The following is a 17,562-nucleotide window of genomic DNA, read 5'->3' as shown; positions in this document are numbered from 1 at the left end:
CCGATGGACTTCAACGTCGCCGACCTCAACCTCGCTGCCTACGGCCGCAAGGAGATCGAGCTCGCCGAGCACGAGATGCCGGGCCTGATGGCCATGCGCGAGCGCTACGGCAAGGAGCAGCCGCTCAAGGGCGCGCGCATCGCCGGCTCGCTGCACATGACGATCCAGACCGCCGTGCTGATCGAGACGCTCGCGGCCCTCGGCGCTGACATCCGCTGGGCCACCTGCAACATCTTCTCCACCCAGGACCACGCCGCCGCCGCGGTCGTCGTCGGCCCCCCGTCGAAGGGCGGCACGCCCGAGGACCCGCAGGGCGTCCCGGTCTTCGCGTGGAAGGGCGAGAGCCTCGCCGAGTACTGGGACGAGGCCGAGAAGGTCTTCGACTTCCCGGCCACGGACGGCGAGGTGGGCGGCCCCAACATGCTGCTCGACGACGGCGGCGACATCACGATGCTGCTGCACCTCGGCGTCGAGTACGAGAAGGCCGGCGCCGTCCCCTCTCAGGACTCCACCGACAACGAGGAGTTCAAGGAGGTGCTGCGCGTCCTGGCCCGCTCGCTCGAGTCCGACCCGCAGCGCTGGACCAGGCGCGCGCCGCTCGTCAAGGGCGTCTCCGAGGAGACCACCACCGGTGTGCTGCGCCTCTACGAGCGCTTCAAGGAGGGCACGCTCCTCTTCCCGGCGATCAACGTCAACGACTCGGTCACCAAGTCCAAGTTCGACAACAAGTACGGCTGCCGCCACTCGCTCGTCGACGGCATCAACCGCGCCACCGACGTGATGATCGGCGGCAAGGTCGCGGTCGTCTGCGGCTACGGCGACGTCGGCAAGGGTTCCGCGGAGTCCCTGCGCGGCCAGGGCGCCCGCGTCATCGTCACCGAGATCGACCCGATCTGCGCGCTCCAGGCCGCGATGGACGGCTACGAGGTCAAGCGCCTCGAGTCGGTCGTCGAGACCGCCGACATCTTCATCACCACGACCGGCAACTTCGACATCATCACGGTCGAGCACTTCCACAAGATGAAGCACCAGGCGATCGTCGGCAACATCGGCCACTTCGACAACGAGATCAACATGGCCGGCCTGGCCAGGATCCCCGGCATCGTCAAGGACGAGATCAAGCCGCAGGTCCACCAGTGGATCTTCCCGTCCGAGGACGGCAAGCCCGGCAAGAAGGTCATCGTGCTGTCCGAGGGCCGCCTGCTCAACCTGGGCAACGCCACCGGCCACCCGTCGTTCGTGATGTCCAACTCCTTCACCAACCAGGTGCTGGCGCAGATCGAGCTCTTCGCGAAGGCCGACGACTACGAGCTCGGCGTGCACGTGCTGCCCAAGCACCTGGACGAGGAGGTCGCCCGGCTGCACCTCGACGCCCTCGGTGTCGAGCTGACCGAGCTGACCAAGGAGCAGGCCGCCTACCTCGGCGTCCCGGTCGAGGGCCCGTTCAAGTCCGACCACTACCGCTACTGAGCGGCACCGGCGTTCGGCTGAGGTCGTCATGGCGCCCCAATAGACTGGCGCCATGACCGACCTCGCCGAACCCGCACGCGGAAGCGTGCTCGTCGTCGACGACGACGCCTCCTTGGCGGAGATGCTCTCCATCGTGCTTCGCCAGGAGGGGTTCGACAGCCGCATCGTGGGCCGCGGTGACGTCGCCCTCGACGCGTTCCGTGACTACCGGCCCGACCTGGTCCTGCTCGACCTGATGCTCCCCGGCAAGGACGGCATCGACGTCTGCAAGGAGATCCGCGCCGAGTCCGGCGTGCCGATCGTGATGCTCACCGCCAAGGGCGACACCGTCGACGTGGTCGTCGGCCTCGAGTCCGGTGCCGACGACTACATCGTCAAGCCGTTCAAGCCCAAGGAGCTCATCGCCCGCGTCCGCGCGCGCGTACGCCGCAATGACGTCACGCCCGACGAGGGCCTGACCATCGGCGACGTGTCGATCGACGTCGCCGGCCACTCCGTCACGCGCGGCGACCAGCCGATCAACCTGACCCCGCTCGAGTTCGACCTGCTCGTCTGCCTGGCCCGCAAGCCGTGGCAGGTCTTCACCCGCGAGGTGCTGCTCGAGCAGGTGTGGGGCTACCGGCACAGCGCCGACACCCGGCTGGTCAACGTCCATGTCCAGCGCCTGCGCTCCAAGGTGGAGCACGACCCGGAGAACCCGGAGGTCGTGGTGACGGTGCGCGGCGTGGGCTACAAGGCCGGCAAGTCCTAGGGGCCCACGGGTGAGCATCCGCGACCGGCTCCCACCGGTGCTCTGGCACGGGCCCGCCTTCTGGCGGCGCTCGGTGCAGGCACGCGTCGTGGTGAGCACGGTCCTGCTCTCCGCAGCCGTCGTCGGCATCGTGGGCTGGTTCCTCATCCAGCAGACCCGCGAGGGGTTGCTCGACCACCGGGTCGAGGCCGTCGTGCAGGAGGCCGAGAGCGAGACCGAGGCGGCCCGCGCGGCACTGGCCGCCGCGTTCGGCGTCGATGTCGACGAGTCGGCCCAGCAGCAGGCCCTCGTCGAGCCTCTCCAGGCGCGCGGGGCGACGGCCGGCTTCGCGGTCGTGCTGTCCCCGCCGATCGGCGAGGGGCTGCGCCTGGCCGACGGTGGTGCGAAGTTCACCGAGGGCCTCGACCTCTCCAGCGTGCCGGAGTCGATGGAGGCGCGCTTCGACTCGCTCTCACCGACGGCGTGGACCTACACCGACATCCAGACCACCCGACCGATCCAGGGACTGCCCGAGGGGCCCGGCATCGTGGTCGGCAGCCAGGTCCGGCTGCCTGCCGACGACAACACCTACACCCTCTACTACCTCTACCCGCTGGCCGAGCAGCAGGAGACGCTCGCCCTGGTCTCGCGCGCGATGCTCATCGCCGGGGTGCCGCTGCTGCTGCTCGTGGCCGGCCTCACCTGGCTGGTGACCAGGCAGGTGGTGACCCCGATCCGGATGGCTCGTCGTGTCGCCGAGCGCCTCGCCGCCGGGCAGCTGCAGGAGCGGCTCCGGGTGACCGGCGAGGACGACCTCGCGCGCCTGGCCACGTCGTTCAACCAGATGGCCTCCAACCTCCAGAAGCAGATCCGCCAGCTCGAGGAGCTCAGCCGGCTGCAGCGGCGCTTCGTCTCCGACGTCTCCCACGAGCTGCGCACCCCGATCACCACCGTACGGATGGCCAGCGACGTCATCCACGACGCCAAGCCGTTCCTCGACCCGGTGACCGGTCGCGCCGCCGAGCTGCTGCAGAAGGAGCTCGACCGCTTCGAGACGCTGCTGGCCGACCTGCTCGAGATCAGCCGCTTCGACGCCGGCGCCGCGGTGCTCGAGACCGAGGACGTGGACCTCGTCGACGTGGCACGCCGCGTCGTCGACATGACCTCCGCGCTGGCCGCCCAGCGCGACACCCGCGTGGTGCTGCACGACCCCGGTACGCCGTGCGTCGCGGAGGCCGACGTACGCCGCGTGGAGCGGATCGTGCGCAACCTCGTCACCAACGCCATCGACCACGCCGAGAGCCGCGACGTCGAGATCTTCGTCGGTGCCGACCTCCAGTCGGCCGCGATCGCGGTGCGCGACCACGGCGTGGGACTCGGGCCGGGGGAGTCGGCGATGGTCTTCAACCGGTTCTGGCGCGCGGATCCGGCGCGCGCCCGCACCAGTGGCGGCACCGGCCTCGGCCTGTCCATCTCGCTGGAGGACACCCACCTGCACGGCGGGTGGCTCCAGGCGTGGGGTCGTCCCGGTGAGGGCGCCCAGTTCCGGCTGACCCTGCCCCGCCAGCTCGGCACCCAGCTGCGCCACTCGCCGCTGCCCCTGGTGCCGGTCGACGCCCGGGAGACGGCGTGAACCGCCGGTCGGCAGCGCGGGCGCTGCGCACCGCGGGTGCGGTCCTGGCGGCGTCCCTGCTCGCCGGCTGCGTGCAGATGCCGACGTCCGGCCCGGTCGAGGAGTCGGAGGGCACCGGCGTCACCGAGGACGTGCCCGGCATCTCGTTCGACCCGCGCCCCCCGCAGAAGGGCCAGGCGACCTCCGAGATCGTCGACGGCTTCTTCGAGGCGATGACGGCCACCCCGGTCAGCGCCCGCGTGGCTCGCCAGTTCCTGTCCCGCGAGGCCGCCGAGGCGTGGGTCCCGGAGCAGCAGATCATCACCTACTCCGAGCTCGGCGACGCCACGGCCGGCACGTCGGTCCGGGTGCCGCTGACCGATGTCAACCTCTACGACGCCCGCGGCGCCTGGCAGCGCACCCGCTCCGGCGCCAGCTTGTCGATCGGCCTGGTCAAGGAGGACGGCGAGTGGCGCATCGACGAGGTGCCCGACGCCCTCATCGTCCCGGAGTCGTGGTTCGACGACTGGTACGAGCGGGCCTCGCTCTACTACTTCGACCCCACGACCGAGGTGCTCATCCCCGAGCCGGTGTTCGTGCCGCGCGGCGAGCAGCTCGCCTCCTCCTTGGTGCGCGGGCTGCTCACCACCACCTCGGCCGACCTGCAGGACGTCGCCCATAGCTACTTCCCACCCGGCACCACCCACGGCCTGTCGGTACCGATCGTCTCCGGCGTCGCCGAGGTCTCCCTGTCCGGCGACCCCGACGCGGTGGACGAGCTGACGACGGAGCGGATGCTGGCCCAGCTGGTGTGGACCCTGCGGCAGGAGCCGCGGATCGGTGCCGTGCAGCTCAGCATCGGCGGCCGGACCATCGTCGGCCCCAGCGGTTCCCCCCAGGTCAGCCTCCAGTTCGGCAGCGCCTACGACCCCAACGGCGTACCGGCCAGCACCGACCTCTTCGCCCTCGACCGGGGCCGCGTCGTCGCCGGCCAGCTGGGGGAGCTCGCCCCCACCCTCGGCCCGCTCGGCCAGGAGGACTCGGCGGTCGACCTGCGCTCGATCGGCGTCAACCTCGCCGGTGCCCGGGTGGCCGGCGTCACCGCAGCGGGCACCGAGCTGGTGGTCGCCCCCACCGAGGCGGCGACGGGAGAGGTCGCGACCGTCGTCGTCGGCGCCGTGGACCTCGCCGCTCCGCACTGGGACTACCGCGACCGGATCTGGGTGCTCGACCGCAACGGTGGGCGGGCCCGGGTGATCCAGGTCGTCGACGGGGTGGCCGGCGAGCTGGAGGTGCCGGGCCTCACCGGCCGGCGCCTGAGCGAGCTGATCGTCTCGCGCGACGGCAGCCGCCTGGTGGCCGTCGTGCGCCGGGGCTCGACCGACCAGGTCGTCGCCGTCCGGATCCGGCACGACGCCGCGGGAGCGGTCATCGGCTTCACCCGGCCGCAGCCCCTCTCGTTGCCTGCCGAGGACACCGCTCGCATCCGCGACGTCGCCTGGCGCTCGCCCACGACCGTGTCGGTGCTGCGCGACATCATCACCGACGACCTCGCGCAGGTGCGCACGGTCTCAGTCGACGGGGCACCGGGTGAGATCTCCACCGGCGGTGCGACGAGCCTGCGCGGGCGGATCCGCGCGCTCGTGTCCACCCCCGTCGACCTCGTCGAGGTCTACGCCGTGGCGGGTCGTTCGGTCTTCAGCCTGACCCGGCCCGAGCGCGCGGTGCCCGACCTGGCGCCGGGCCTGACCTCGCTCACCTACGTCGGCTGATCCACAGGCCGCGTGCCGGCGGTTGCCGTCGTACGACGCCTCCTGCTGGCATGGGCGCGTGCTCGACGAGGCCCTCGACCTGTTCCTCGGCAGCCGGTGCGTGGGGTGCGACCTGCCCGGCCGGATGCTGTGCCCGACCTGCCGCGGCTGCCTCTCCCGCACCCCGCGCGTGGCCTGGCCGACACCCGTCCCCGACGGGCTGGTGACCCCGTGGGTCGTCGAGGCGTACGACGGCGCGGTGCGGGCGCTGGTGGTGGGCCACAAGGACCGTGGCCAGTGGGGGCACCGGCGGGTGCTCGGCGACCTGCTCGCCCGGGCCGTCCACGGGGCCGCCGCTGACCTCGACCGGGGCGTGCCCCTGCTGCTGGTCCCGGTGCCGTCGCGACCGGGCGCGGGGCGGCGGCGGGGCTACGAGGCCACGGCGGCGCTGACCCGCGTCGCCGCCTCGCGCCTGCGCAGGGACCGTCCCGCGGTGGTCGTGCCGCTGCTCGTGTCGCGCGGAGCCGCTGACCAGGCCGGTCTCGACGCCGGCGGCCGGGCCGCCAACATGGCCGGGTCGATGCGCTGCCCGTCCACCTCCCTCGCCCGCGTCGGGCGCCGGTTCCGGGAGGCCCACGTCGTGGTCTGCGACGACGTGCTGACCACCGGGTCGACCGCGCGGGAGGCGCAGCGGGCGCTCGAGGCGGTCGGTCTGCCGCCTGTCGCGGTCGCTGCCGTGGCCGCCACACGGCGGCGCGGATCGGTCCCCCCGACCGACAGGTGACCCCGCGGTTGGCCCGGGGCCGCGGAGGGGCTAGCGTCTTGTCATGGAGTCCGCCCGGGTCCGTGGTTGCGTCACGGAGAGGGCTGCGCGCAGCACCGTGAGGTGCGGCGCCAGACCAGACCCGAGGCAAGCCGATGCCAGTCGCAGGCGAAACGGTCCACGTAAGTCCCCGGGCGCTGCGCTGTCCTGCAGCGTGCTGTCCGTCGGACGATCACGGTGCGGCTTAGAAGTAAGTCCTGCCCCGTCTCCGGCACCAGATGTGCCGGATGCCGGGAGAAGGCCAGTAGTGACGGAGAAGTTGCGAACGCTTCAGCAGGCGGTTGTGGGGTCGAAGACCAGGTCGGCCGGGCGGGCTCCATCCCACCCTGCCCCGGCGGGTGTGCCGCCGCGGCGAAATGGAGGGGTGCGGACCGTTCGCTAGTTGAGGAGGTTCACATGGAGGTTGTGGTCACGGGACGGCACTGCGAGGTGTCCGACCGGTTCCGCGAGCACGTGTCCGAGAAGCTCACCCGTCTGGAGAAGCACGATCACCGCATCATGCGCGTCCAGGTGGAGGTCGAGCTCGAGAAGAACCCCCGCCAGCACGACCGGTCCACCAAGGTCGAGCTCACCGCCTTCTCCAAGGGGCCGGTGATCCGGGCGGAGGCCGCTGCCGAGGACAAGATGGGCGCCCTCGATCTCGCCCTCGACAAGATGCAGTCCCAGATGCGCCGCGCCGCCGACCGGCGCCGCGTGCACAAGGGCCGCAACGACCACCTCTCGGTGGCCGAGGCCCTCGCCGCCCTGCCGGAGCCCGAGGACACCGCCACCGAGGACGACGACGTCGTCGAGCGCAAGGTCGGACCGATCACCGTGACCGGCGACGGCCCGCTCGTGGTGCGGGAGAAGTCCCACGCCGCGGTCCCGATGACGCTCGACCAGGCCCTCTACGAGATGGAGCTCGTCGGCCACGACTTCTACCTCTACGTCGACAAGGAGAGCGAGCGGCCGGCGGTGGTCTACCGCCGGCGCGGCTACGACTACGGAGTCATCTCCCTCGAGGTCGACTGAACCGACACCGAGGCGACCCCTGCCACCGGTCACGCGCGCATGACATGATGCGCGCGTGACCGAGGCAACATCCGCTGGGAACGAACCCGTTCGTGTCCTGGTCGTCGACGACCAAGAGCTCTTCCGCCGTGGCCTCATCATGCTGCTGGGCGGTGACATCGACATCGAGGTCGTCGGCGAGGCCGCCGACGGCATCACCGCGACCGAGCTGGCGATCACCACCGCGCCCGACGTGATCCTGCTCGACGTCCGGATGCCGCGCCGCACCGGTGTCGAGGCGTGCCGCGCGATCAAGGAGGCCGTGCCGGCCACCAAGATCATCATGCTCACCGTCTCCGACGAGGAGGCCGACCTCTACGAGTCGGTCAAGAACGGCGCCGCCGGCTACCTGCTCAAGGACTCTTCGATCGAGGAGGTCGCCCAGGCGGTCCGCGTGGTCAACGAGGGCCAGTCGCTGATCAGCCCGTCGATGGCCGTCAAGCTCATCGACGAGTTCAAGCAGATGTCGAAGCCCGAGCGCGAGCAGGGCCCCGCCCTGCGCCTCACCGAGCGCGAGCTCGAGGTGCTGCGCCTGGTGGCCAAGGGCCTCAACAACCGTGAGGTCGCCAAGGAGCTCTTCATCTCCGAGAACACCGTCAAGAACCACGTCCGCAACATCCTGGAGAAGCTGCAGCTCCACTCCCGCATGGAGGCCGTCATGTACGCCATGCGCGAGAAGCTGCTCGACCTGCCCTGACCTTGGACCAGCTGACCCAGCTCCAGGCGCGCCGTGTCGCGCTGGCGGCCCAGGGATTCACGGACCGCACCCACGCCACGCCCACCATGGCGACGCTCGACCGCACGCTCGCGCGCACCGGGCTGCTGCAGGTCGACTCGGTCAACGTGCTCCAGCGTGCCCACTTCATGCCGCTCTACTCGCGGATGGGCCCCTACGACGTGGAGCTGCTGCGTCGCGCGCAGCAGGGCACCGCGCGCCGGCCCCGTCGGCTCGTGGAGTACTGGGCGCACGTCCAGGCGCTGATGCCGGTCGAGCTGTGGCCGCTGATGCGGCACCGGATGGAGTCCTACCGCGCCGATCGCGGCAAGTGGGGCTTCACCGCCGACGCCACGCTCGAGCCGCGGGTGCTCGACGCCGTGCGCGACCGCGGGCCGGTCACGGCGCGCGACCTCGAGGACGAGCTCAGCACCGGTCCGCGCACGAAGGAGCACTGGGGCTGGAACTGGTCGGAGGCCCGCAAGGTCCTCGACTACCTCTACCTCGTGGGCGAGGCCGCCATCGCCGGGCGCAACAGCCAGTTCGAGGTGCTCTACGACGTGCCCGAGCGGGTCCTTCCCGCCGACGTCCTCGCCGCGCCGACGCCCACGCCGCAGGAGGCGGTCACCGAGCTCGTCCGCCGGGCGGCCCGCTCGTACGGCGTCGCCAGCGGGGCCTGCCTCGCCGACTACTACCGGCTGCGCCTGCAGCCCGCGCCCGGCAGGGCGAGCGTGAAGGTGGCGATCGACGAGCTCGTCGAGGCCGGTGAGCTCGTGCCCGTGGCCGTGCAGGGCTGGGGACGGCCGACCTACCTGCACCGCGACGCCCGGGTGCCGAGGCGCGTGGCCGCCCGCACCCTGCTCAGCCCGTTCGACCCGGTGGTGTGGCAACGCGCCCGGGCCGAGGCGCTCTTCGGGTTCTTCTACCGCATCGAGATCTACGTCCCGGCCGACAAGCGCGTGCACGGCTACTACGTCCTGCCGTTCCTCCTCGGTGACCGGCTGGTCGCGCGGGTGGACCTCAAGGCCGACCGGGCCACCGGGCGCCTGCTCGTCCCGGGCGCCTTCGCGGAGCCGGGTGCCCCGGCGGGGACCGCCGACGAGCTGGCCGCCGAGCTGTGGCGGCTCGCGGGCTGGCTCGGGCTCGACGACGTGGTGGTCGGAGGCCGGGGTGACCTGGCGCACGCATTGGGAGCAGCGTTGGCGAGGTAGGTACAGTTACCACTCGTGCCTGCCATCATCGACAAGCTGCTCCGCATCGGCGAGGGCAAGATCCTCCGTGAGCTCGAAGCCGTGTCCAAGGCCGTCAACGCCATCGAGGACGACTTCGTCAAGATGACCGACGACGAGCTCCGCGGGATGACCGACGAGTTCCGCGAGCGGCTCGCCAACGGCGAGACCCTCGACGACGTCATGCCGGAGGCGTTCGCCACCGTCCGCGAGGCGAGCAAGCGCGTGCTCGGCATGCGCCCCTTCGACGTGCAGGTGATGGGTGCGGCCGCCCTCCACCTCGGCAACATCGCCGAGATGAAGACCGGTGAGGGCAAGACCCTCGTCGCGGTGCTGCCGTCCTACCTCAACGCCCTCGAGGGCAAGGGCGTCCACGTCGTCACGGTCAACGACTACCTCGCCAAGTTCCAGTCCGAGCAGATGGGCCGCGTGCACCACTTCCTCGGCCTGACCACCGGCGTGATCCTCCCGTCGATGCGCCCGGCCGAGCGCCGCGAGGCCTACGCCTGCGACATCACCTACGGCACCAACAACGAGCTCGGCTTCGACTACCTCCGCGACAACATGGCGGACTCGGTCGCGGAGTGCGTCCAGCGCGGCCACAACTTCGCCATCGTGGACGAGGTCGACTCGATCCTCATCGATGAGGCCCGCACCCCGCTCATCATCAGCGGACCGACCCAGGACGAGGTGAAGTGGTACGCCGAGTTCTCCAAGATCACGCGCACCCTCGTCAAGGACGTCGACTACGAGGTCGACGAGAAGAAGCGCACCATCTCGGTGCTCGAGCCGGGCATCACCAAGGTCGAGGACCACCTCGGCATCGACAACCTCTACGACTCGGTCAACACCCCGCTCATCTCGTTCCTGAACAACTCCATCAAGGCCAAGGAGCTGTTCCGCAACGACAAGGAGTACGTCGTCATGGACGGCGAGGTCCTCATCGTCGACGAGCACACCGGCCGCATCCTGGCCGGTCGTCGCTACAACGACGGCCTGCACCAGGCCATCGAGGCCAAGGAGGGCGTGACCGTCCGCGAGGAGTACCAGACCCTCGCCACGATCACCCTGCAGAACTACTTCCGCCTCTACGACAAGCTCTCCGGGATGACCGGTACGGCCATGACCGAGGCGTCCGAGTTCGACAAGATCTACAAGCTCGGCGTGGTCCCGATCCCGACCAACCGCCCGATGCAGCGCAAGGACAACGTCGACCTCGTCTACCGCACCGAGGAGGCGAAGTACGAGGCCGTCGCCGACGACATCGCCGAGCGCCACGACAAGGGCCAGCCGATCCTCATCGGCACCGTGTCGGTCGAGAAGTCGGAGTATCTCTCCAACCTGCTCAAGAAGCGCGGCATCCCGCACACCGTCCTCAACGCCAAGCAGCACGCCGACGAGGCCAAGGTCGTCGCGCTCGCCGGTCACAAGGGCGCCGTCACCGTCGCCACCAACATGGCCGGTCGAGGCACCGACATCATGCTCGGCGGGTCCGTCGACTTCCTCGCCGACCAGGAGCTGCGCAAGCAGGGCCTTGACCCGGTCGAGTCGCCGGAGGACTACGACGCGGCCTGGCCCGCGATGGTCGAGCGGATCAAGGCGCAGGTCTCCGCCGAGCACGACGAGGTCCGCGAGCTCGGCGGCCTCTACGTCGTCGGCACCGAGCGCCACGAGTCGCGCCGCATCGACAACCAGCTCCGCGGTCGTTCCGGCCGTCAGGGCGACCCGGGTGAGTCCCGGTTCTACCTGTCGCTCCAGGACGAGATGATGCGGCTGTTCAAGTCGGAGTGGGTCGACCGGATCCTCACCGTCCTCAAGGTGCCCGACGACGTGCCGATCGACGCCAAGCGCGTCAGCAACGCGATCGCCGGCGCCCAGGCCAACATCGAGTCGCAGAACTTCGAGTCGCGCAAGAACGTGCTCAAGTACGACGACGTGATGAGCCGCCAGCGCGAGGTCATCTACGCCGAGCGCCGCCGGGTGCTCGAGGGTGCCGACCTCGGCGAGCAGATCCGCGGCTTCCTCGACGACGTGGTCGCGGGCTACGTCCGCGGTGCGACCGAGGGCTACGCCGAGGACTGGGACCTCGACGGCCTGTTCACCGCCCTCAACCAGCTCTACCCGGTCGGCCTGACCAAGGAGGGCCTGGTCAAGGAGGCCGGCGGTGTCGAGGGGCTCAACCGCGAGAAGCTGATCGAGGACCTGCAGAAGGACGTGCAGGAGGCCTACGACCGTCGCGAGGACGAGATCGGCGAGGAGGTCCAGCGCGAGCTGGAGCGTCGCGTCATCCTCTCCGTGCTCGACCGCAAGTGGCGCGAGCACCTCTACGAGATGGACTACCTCCGCGAGGGCATCTCCCTGCGTGCCTACGCCCAGCGCGACCCGCTCGTGGAGTACCAGCGCGAGGGCTTCGACATGTTCGCCGCGATGATGGACGGCATCAAGGAGGAGTCGGTCGGCTTCCTCTTCAACCTCCAGGTGGAGGTCGAGGACGAGGACGACGGCACGTCCGGCGAGGCGGTCCTCGCGGCTGCACCGCAGGCCGCGCCGCAGGTGTCCGCCGCCACGCCTCAGATCGACTTCGCTCAGGCCCAGTCCCACGCGCCCACGATCCGCGCCAAGGGCCTCGACAAGCCCAACCGCCCGCAGAACCTGTCCTACAGCGCGCCCTCGGAGGACGGTGAGGCCGAGGTCCACCCGGCTCCGTCGGCCGAGGACGACGAGTTCGCCGGCATCGGTCGCAACTCGCTGTGCCCGTGCGGATCCGGTCAGAAGTTCAAGCGCTGCCACGGTGCCCCGGGCGGGGCCTCGGGCCACACCACGCGCGCCGGCGGCTGAACCTAGCCCCAGCTGATCGCGACGCACTGCCAGCGGTCGCGCACGACCTCGAACCGCGCGGCGACGGCGCGTGAGCGACGGCCGTAGCGCACGTGCGCGCTCGCCTCGACCGCGTCACTGCGGATCAGGGCGGTGCGTACGCCGACCACGACCGGCCGCGCCGGGTTGGGTCCCCGGACCCGGCCCGGCGTGAGGCCGCCCGCCGCGGCGACCGCGCGGGCGCGCCCGGCCAGCGCGTCGTAGACCCCCGGGACCGTGTGGCGCAGCAGCTGGGCGACCGGTCGGTCGCCGGCGGCGATCTCGACCGCGGCCTGCAGGTAGCGGCCGACGAAGGCGTCCACCTGCTCCCGGGAGGCGCGTTCGAGGTCGGCCAGGTCGCTCGCGCGGGTGCTCCGCAACCGCGGCCGCGGGGGAGCGGTGCGCGGCGTCAGGTCCAGGGCGAGTGCCCCCTGGACGCTGGCCATGCCGCCGCTCGGCCGCAGCACGATGACCTCGGCGTCGGTGGTGTCAGGTGTGCTCATCGTCGTTCTCCGTCCGTGTCGGTGTCCGTGTCCGCGTCGGTGGCGGGCAGGCGGAGCGCCTGGCCCGGGTGGATCAGATCGGGGTCGTCGCCGACGACCTCGTGGTTGAGACGCCAGATCTCGCGCCAGCGGGCCTCGACGCCGACACCCCGTGCCGGGTGCGCGCGGGCGATGGACCACAGCGAGTCACCTGCTCGGACCACGTAGGCGTCGCCCGTCGTCGGGTGCGAGACCGGGGTGGTGGGCGTGTCGGCGGCCGCGTGGGTCGCGGGGTCGGTGGCCGGTGCGACCGCGCGCTCGGGCAGCGGGAGCCCGACGAGCAGCTCCGCGCCGTCGCCGCCGGCGGCCTGCGCCGGGAGGGCCGTGCCCGCGACCACGGCGGCGCCGCACGCGAGCAGCACCAGGCGCCGCGTGGCACCTCCGCCACGGGGTGCCCGGCCCGCCACGAGCTCGGCCACCGTCACCGAGGTGACCAGCCAGAGCCAGGCCAGCGACAGCGCCAGCAGCGTGGCGCAGCCGGCGACCAGCACGTCGACCGTGCGCTCGGAGGCCGAGGCGCTCGCGGTCGCGCGCCACGCGTCGGGCACGGACGACGCCGCGGCCGCGGCCGCGCCCGTCACCCCCAGCCAGACGGCGTACGGCCGCGCCGTGCGAGTGATCCCCCGAGACATCACGCGATCCTTTCGTTTGCGTGTGTTTGCCTCATTCAACGAACGTTCGCGGGTGATGTCAACGGCTTCTCCACAGCTGTCGCGAGAATGGCTAGGCTCGGCCCATGTCCTGGGAGCACGACCTGTTCGCGCTGCTCGACGACCTCGAGGGCCAGGCCGCGGCCGCGTGGGAGGCGGACCGCGAGGCCGAGCTCGCCGACCGGGCGCGCACGGAGTACGCCACCGTCACCCTCGCCAGCCGGCTGATGGCCTCCCGCGGGCAGGACGTGTCGCTCGACCTCCCGCACCTGGGACGGGTCGAGGGCCGTCTGGCGCGGGTGGGGGAGGAGTGGTGCCTGCTCAGCGGGACGCGTCAGGACTGGGTCGTGCCGCTCCGGGCTGTCACCGGCGTACGGGGTGCGAGCGAGCGCTCGGTGCCCGAGCTCGCCTGGTCACCGGTCGACCGCCTCGGCCTGCGGGCCGCGCTGCGCCGGCTCGCGGACGCGGAGGCGCGCTGCCTCCTGCACTTGGCCGACGGCACCCGCCACGAGGCGTACGTCGTCCGCGTCGGGGCGGACTTCCTCGAGGGGCGCGCCGCCTCGGGCGAGGTCTTCCTCGTGCCCTACGCCGCGCTGGTCGCCGTGCAGAGCCGCGACGACTAGCAGGTCGGGCGGGGTGGTCAGGTCGCCTCGACGTCGTAGGGCGGGACGTGGCCCTCGGGAAGCGCGGACTGCTGGGCCGCCTCGGCTTGCTCGCGGTCGACCTCGGCCATCGCCTCGGTGATGTGCTTGCGCACGATCGTGCGGGGGTCGAGGTCGCGGAGCTGGAGGTCGGAGTACTCCGGGCCGAGCTCGTTGCGGAGCTCGTCGCGGGCGTTGGTCGCGAGCCCGCGCGCCCGGTGGAGCAGCTGGGCCGCCTGGCGGGCGAGGTCGGGCAGCTTGTCCGGACCCAGCACGACGACCGCCACGAGGGCGATCACGGCCAGCTCGAGGAGCCCGACGTCGAACATGTCCCAGAACCTACTGCCTGCCCGGAGCGGTGGTCGGACGTGGTCAGAACTTGCTGGACGGCGTGAGCCCGAGCTGCATGCCCGCGAGCCCCCGGCCGCGACCCGACAGCGTCTGGGCGACCCGGGCGAGCTCACGCGCGGCGAGGGCGGACGGGTCGGCCTCCACGATGGGCTTGCCGACGTCACCCCCCTCGCGCAGCGAGATGTCGAGCGGGATCTGCGCCAGGACCGGTACGTCGTAGCCGAACCGGCCCGACAGCGTCGCCGCCACGCGGGCGCCGCCGCCGCTGCCGAAGACCTCGAGGCGGTGGTCGTCCTCGGGCGGGCAGTGCGGGCAGGGGAGGTAGCTCATGTTCTCGATCACGCCGACGACGCGCTGGTGCATCATCGAGGCCATCGTTCCGGCCCGCTCGGCCACCTCGGCCGCCGCCTCCTGCGGCGTCGTGACGACCACGACCTCCGCGCTGGGCAGGTGCTGGCCGAGCGAGATGGCGACGTCGCCGGTGCCCGGGGGCAGGTCGAGCAGCAGGGCGTCGAGGTCGCCCCAGTAGACGTCGGCCAGCATCTGCACGAGGGCGCGGTCGAGCATCGGGCCGCGCCAGGCGACAACCTGGTCGCGGCGCGGCTTGAGCATGCCGATGGAGATCACCGAGACGCCGCTGGGCGTGGGCACGGGCATGATCAGGTCGTCGACCTGGGTGGGCCGTGCGTCGGCGATGCCGAGCATCGCCGGCACCGAGTGGCCGTAGATGTCGGCGTCGACGATGCCCACCTTGAGGCCCTGCGCGGCGAGCGACAGCGCGAGGTTGACCGTGACCGACGACTTGCCGACGCCGCCCTTGCCGCTCGCGATCGCGTAGACCTTGGTGAGCGAGCCGGGCTGGGAGAAGGGGATCTCGCGCTGGGCGCGCCCGTCGCTGAGGATCTCCTTGAGGCCGGCGCGCTGCTCGGCGGTCATCACGCCGAGGGTGAGGTCGACCGACGCGACGCCGGGGACCTTCGAGACGGCCGCGGTGACGTCGCGGTTGATCGTGTCCTTGAGCGGGCACCCCGCCACGGTCAGCAGCACGTGGACCGCGACGGAGCCGTCCTCGGCGACCTCGACGGAGTCGACCATCCCCAGGTCCGTGATCGGGCGCTTGATCTCGGGGTCGTCGACGGTCGCCAGGGCGTCCATCACCTGCTGCTGCGTGGGGGTGCTCATGATCGAGAAGTCTACGAGCCGCCCCGAGGGCTCACGGTGTCGGCTCGTCCTCGGGCTCGCGGCGCGAGAGGTCCTCGATGTCCCCGAGGAGCCCGCGCAGCTCGGAGCGGAGGAAGTCGCGGGTGGCGACCTCGCCGACCGCCATCCGCAGCGAGGCGACCTCGCGAGCCAGGAACTCCATGTCGGCGTGGGCCCGGGCGTTGGCCTGGCGGTCCTGCTCGGCGACGACCTTGTCGCGCTGCTCCTGCCGGTTCTGCGCCAGCAGGATCAGCGGGGCGGCGTACGACGCCTGCAGGCTGAGCATGAGGGTCAGGAAGATGAACGGGAACTCGTCGAAGCGCAGGTCGGCCGGCGCGAGGGTGTTCCACGCCATCCAGACGATGACGAAGAGCGTCATGTAGATGAGGAACTTCGCGGTGCCCATGAAGCGGGCGAACTGCTCGGCGAACGAGCCGAACGCGTCGGAGTCGTAGGACGGGCGGCGCACGAGCTGGCGACGGGTGTCGCGTGGGGTGTCGAGCCGGGTGCGGCGGTTGTCGCTCATCGGCCACCCCCTCCACTGCCGGGGCCGGCGATCGGACCCGGGCGCGGCGCCCGGTCGCGCCAGCCCTCGGGGAGCATGTGGTCGAGGAGGTCGTCGACGGTGACCGCGCCGATGAGCCGGCCCTCGTCGTCCACGACGGGTGCGGCGACCAGGTTGTAGGTCGCGAGGTGGGCGGCCACCTCGTCCATCGAGGCGTCGGCACGCAGCGGGTCCATCGACTCGTCGAGCGCGGCGGCGACCAGGGTCGAGGGGGGCTCGCGCAGGAGTCGCTGGATGTGGGCCGCACCCAGCAACCGCCCGGTAGGGGTCTCCAGGGGCTGGCGGCAGACGTAGACGAGCGCCGCCAGGGCCGGGGTGAGCTCGGGGTTGCGCACGTGCGCGAGGGCGTCGGCGATGGTCGCGTCGGGGGAGAGGATCACCGGCTCGGGCGTCATCATCGCGCCGGCGGTGTCGTCGGCGTACGACATCAGACGCCGCACGTCCTCGGCCTCGTCGGGCTCCATCAGCCCCAGCAGGGTCGCGGCCGTCTCGGGGTTGAGGTCGGCGATCAGGTCGGCGGCGTCGTCGGCCGACATCTCCTCCAGCACGTCGGCGGCGCGCTCGGAGTCGAGGTGCTCGAGGATCTCGACCTGGTCCTCCTCGGGGAGCTCCTCGAGCACGTCGGCGAGCCGCTCGTCGTCGAGGGCCGCGACGACGGCCGAACGTCGCTCCGGCGGGAGGTCGTGGATCATGTTGGCCGCGTCGGCCGGGCGCATGTCGTTGAGCGCCGCGATGAGGTGGGTGGCCCCCTGGGTCGGCTCGTGCCGGGTGAGCCCGGTGACGTCGCGCCACTCGACGACGTGGGTCTGCCCGCGGCGCCGGAAGCCCTTGCTCGGCTCCTGCACCGCCACGCGGGAGAGCACCCAGTCGCGGTTGCGGGCCTGCTCCATCGCGACGTCGTAGACGACGCCCGTGACGCCACCCTCCTTGGCGGGGTCCTTGATCGTGACCGTCCGGTCGAGCATCTGGCCCATCACGAGCGTCTCGGTCGAGCGCTGCTCGAAGCGACGCATGTTGAGCAGGCCGGTCGTGTGCACCTGGCCGCTGTCGATGGCGGTGATGCGCGTCATCGGCACGAAGATCCGGCGTCGGCCGAAGACCTCGGCGACCATGCCGAGGACACGCGGCTGGCTCGTCTCGGTGCGGAGCGCGACGACCAGGTCGCGCACCTTGGCCACCTGGTCGCCCTGGGGGTCGAAGATCGGCAGCCCGACGAGCCGGGCCACGAAGACGCGGGTCGGGGTGTTGCTCACGGCGGCAACGGTAGCGTGCCGGTGCCGCGCTCGATCCGCCTCCGCGCCGAAGGGGTGGTGTACTCTAGCGTCGCACGAGTCACTTCTGTCACATCGATCGGGCCCGGGCCGACACGTCCAGCAC

Annotated in this window: 16 protein-coding genes; 10 read left to right on the top strand and 6 right to left on the bottom strand. The window is 71.5% G+C overall.

What is annotated here, in order from left to right; translation table 11 throughout:
* The first annotated feature begins 3 nt into the window (after positions 1-3).
* The 9 genes from ahcY to secA all read left to right on the top strand — a co-directional run bounded on the left by ahcY (position 4) and on the right by secA (position 12,218).
* Positions 4-1,470 (top strand): adenosylhomocysteinase, encoded by a 1,467-nt coding sequence (gene ahcY / locus Q1B24_RS00535; protein ID WP_299922059.1) that lies wholly within the window; start codon positions 4-6, stop codon positions 1,468-1,470.
* A gap of 52 nt (positions 1,471-1,522) precedes the next feature.
* Positions 1,523-2,221: an MtrAB system response regulator MtrA gene (mtrA, locus tag Q1B24_RS00530; protein WP_299922057.1), complete on the top strand. Its 699-nt coding sequence runs from the start codon at positions 1,523-1,525 to the stop codon at positions 2,219-2,221.
* Between the two features lie 10 nt (positions 2,222-2,231).
* Entirely contained in the window at positions 2,232-3,833 is a 1,602-nt protein-coding gene (gene mtrB, locus Q1B24_RS00525) for an MtrAB system histidine kinase MtrB (RefSeq protein ID WP_299922055.1), read from the top strand.
* Positions 3,830-5,584, top strand: a complete 1,755-nt coding sequence (locus Q1B24_RS00520) for a GerMN domain-containing protein (RefSeq protein WP_299922053.1) — start codon at positions 3,830-3,832, stop codon at positions 5,582-5,584. Before mtrB ends, Q1B24_RS00520 begins: the two co-directional genes overlap by 4 nt.
* 58 nt (positions 5,585-5,642) lie before the next feature.
* Positions 5,643-6,347 (top strand): phosphoribosyltransferase family protein, encoded by a 705-nt coding sequence (locus Q1B24_RS00515; RefSeq protein ID WP_299922051.1) that lies wholly within the window; start codon positions 5,643-5,645, stop codon positions 6,345-6,347.
* A gap of 435 nt (positions 6,348-6,782) precedes the next feature.
* Positions 6,783-7,397: a ribosome-associated translation inhibitor RaiA gene (gene raiA, locus Q1B24_RS00510; protein WP_299922049.1), complete on the top strand. Its 615-nt coding sequence runs from the start codon at positions 6,783-6,785 to the stop codon at positions 7,395-7,397.
* Positions 7,398-7,452: 55 nt separating this feature from the next.
* Positions 7,453-8,133 carry a response regulator transcription factor gene (locus Q1B24_RS00505; protein ID WP_299922047.1) on the top strand — a complete coding sequence of 227 codons (681 nt, stop codon included), beginning with the start codon at positions 7,453-7,455 and terminating at the stop codon, positions 8,131-8,133.
* A gap of 2 nt (positions 8,134-8,135) precedes the next feature.
* Complete coding sequence (locus Q1B24_RS00500; protein ID WP_299922045.1) at positions 8,136-9,362, top strand: crosslink repair DNA glycosylase YcaQ family protein; 1,227 nt, start codon at positions 8,136-8,138, stop codon at positions 9,360-9,362.
* A 15-nt stretch (positions 9,363-9,377) separates the two neighbouring features.
* Positions 9,378-12,218, top strand: coding sequence for a preprotein translocase subunit SecA (secA, locus tag Q1B24_RS00495; protein WP_299922043.1), 2,841 nt, complete (start codon positions 9,378-9,380; stop codon positions 12,216-12,218).
* 2 nt (positions 12,219-12,220) lie between these two features.
* On the opposite strand, the gene Q1B24_RS00490 is transcribed toward secA, so the two are convergent.
* Both Q1B24_RS00490 and Q1B24_RS00485 read right to left on the bottom strand, forming a co-directional pair.
* Positions 12,221-12,739 carry an Rv3235 family protein gene (locus Q1B24_RS00490; RefSeq protein WP_299922041.1) on the bottom strand — a complete coding sequence of 173 codons (519 nt, stop codon included), beginning with the start codon at positions 12,737-12,739 and terminating at the stop codon, positions 12,221-12,223.
* Entirely contained in the window at positions 12,736-13,410 is a 675-nt protein-coding gene (locus Q1B24_RS00485; protein WP_299922039.1) for a LysM domain-containing protein, read from the bottom strand. Before Q1B24_RS00485 ends, Q1B24_RS00490 begins: the two co-directional genes overlap by 4 nt.
* Before the next feature lie 104 nt (positions 13,411-13,514).
* Here Q1B24_RS00485 and Q1B24_RS00480 point away from each other — a divergent pair, with 104 nt between their 5' ends.
* Positions 13,515-14,051 carry a hypothetical protein gene (locus Q1B24_RS00480; RefSeq protein ID WP_299922037.1) on the top strand — a complete coding sequence of 179 codons (537 nt, stop codon included), beginning with the start codon at positions 13,515-13,517 and terminating at the stop codon, positions 14,049-14,051.
* A 17-nt stretch (positions 14,052-14,068) separates the two neighbouring features.
* On the opposite strand, the gene Q1B24_RS00475 is transcribed toward Q1B24_RS00480, so the two are convergent.
* Genes Q1B24_RS00475 through Q1B24_RS00460 form a run of 4 tightly spaced genes read right to left on the bottom strand, consistent with a single transcriptional unit; the run spans position 14,069 to position 17,438 of the window.
* Positions 14,069-14,398: a sec-independent translocase gene (locus Q1B24_RS00475; RefSeq protein WP_299922035.1), complete on the bottom strand. Its 330-nt coding sequence runs from the start codon at positions 14,396-14,398 to the stop codon at positions 14,069-14,071.
* Between the two features lie 43 nt (positions 14,399-14,441).
* A complete protein-coding gene (locus tag Q1B24_RS00470) occupies positions 14,442-15,602 on the bottom strand; it encodes an Mrp/NBP35 family ATP-binding protein (RefSeq protein ID WP_299922032.1) in 1,161 nt (386 codons plus the stop codon).
* A gap of 31 nt (positions 15,603-15,633) precedes the next feature.
* On the bottom strand, positions 15,634-16,146 hold the full coding sequence (locus tag Q1B24_RS00465) for a DUF1003 domain-containing protein (protein WP_299922030.1): 513 nt from the start codon (positions 16,144-16,146) through the stop codon (positions 15,634-15,636).
* The gene (locus Q1B24_RS00460; RefSeq protein ID WP_299922028.1) at positions 16,143-17,438 is read right to left on the bottom strand and encodes a CBS domain-containing protein; all 1,296 of its coding nucleotides are present in this window, start codon (positions 17,436-17,438) and stop codon (positions 16,143-16,145) included. The genes Q1B24_RS00465 and Q1B24_RS00460 overlap by 4 nt, the downstream gene beginning before the upstream one ends.
* Between the last annotated feature and the right edge of the window lie 124 nt (positions 17,439-17,562).

This window comes from uncultured Nocardioides sp. (assembly GCF_947488025.1).
Taxonomy (GTDB): Bacteria; Actinomycetota; Actinomycetes; order Propionibacteriales; family Nocardioidaceae; genus Nocardioides.
Note: the sequence above shows the minus strand (reverse complement) of the source record. Positions and strands in the feature narration are given on the sequence as shown.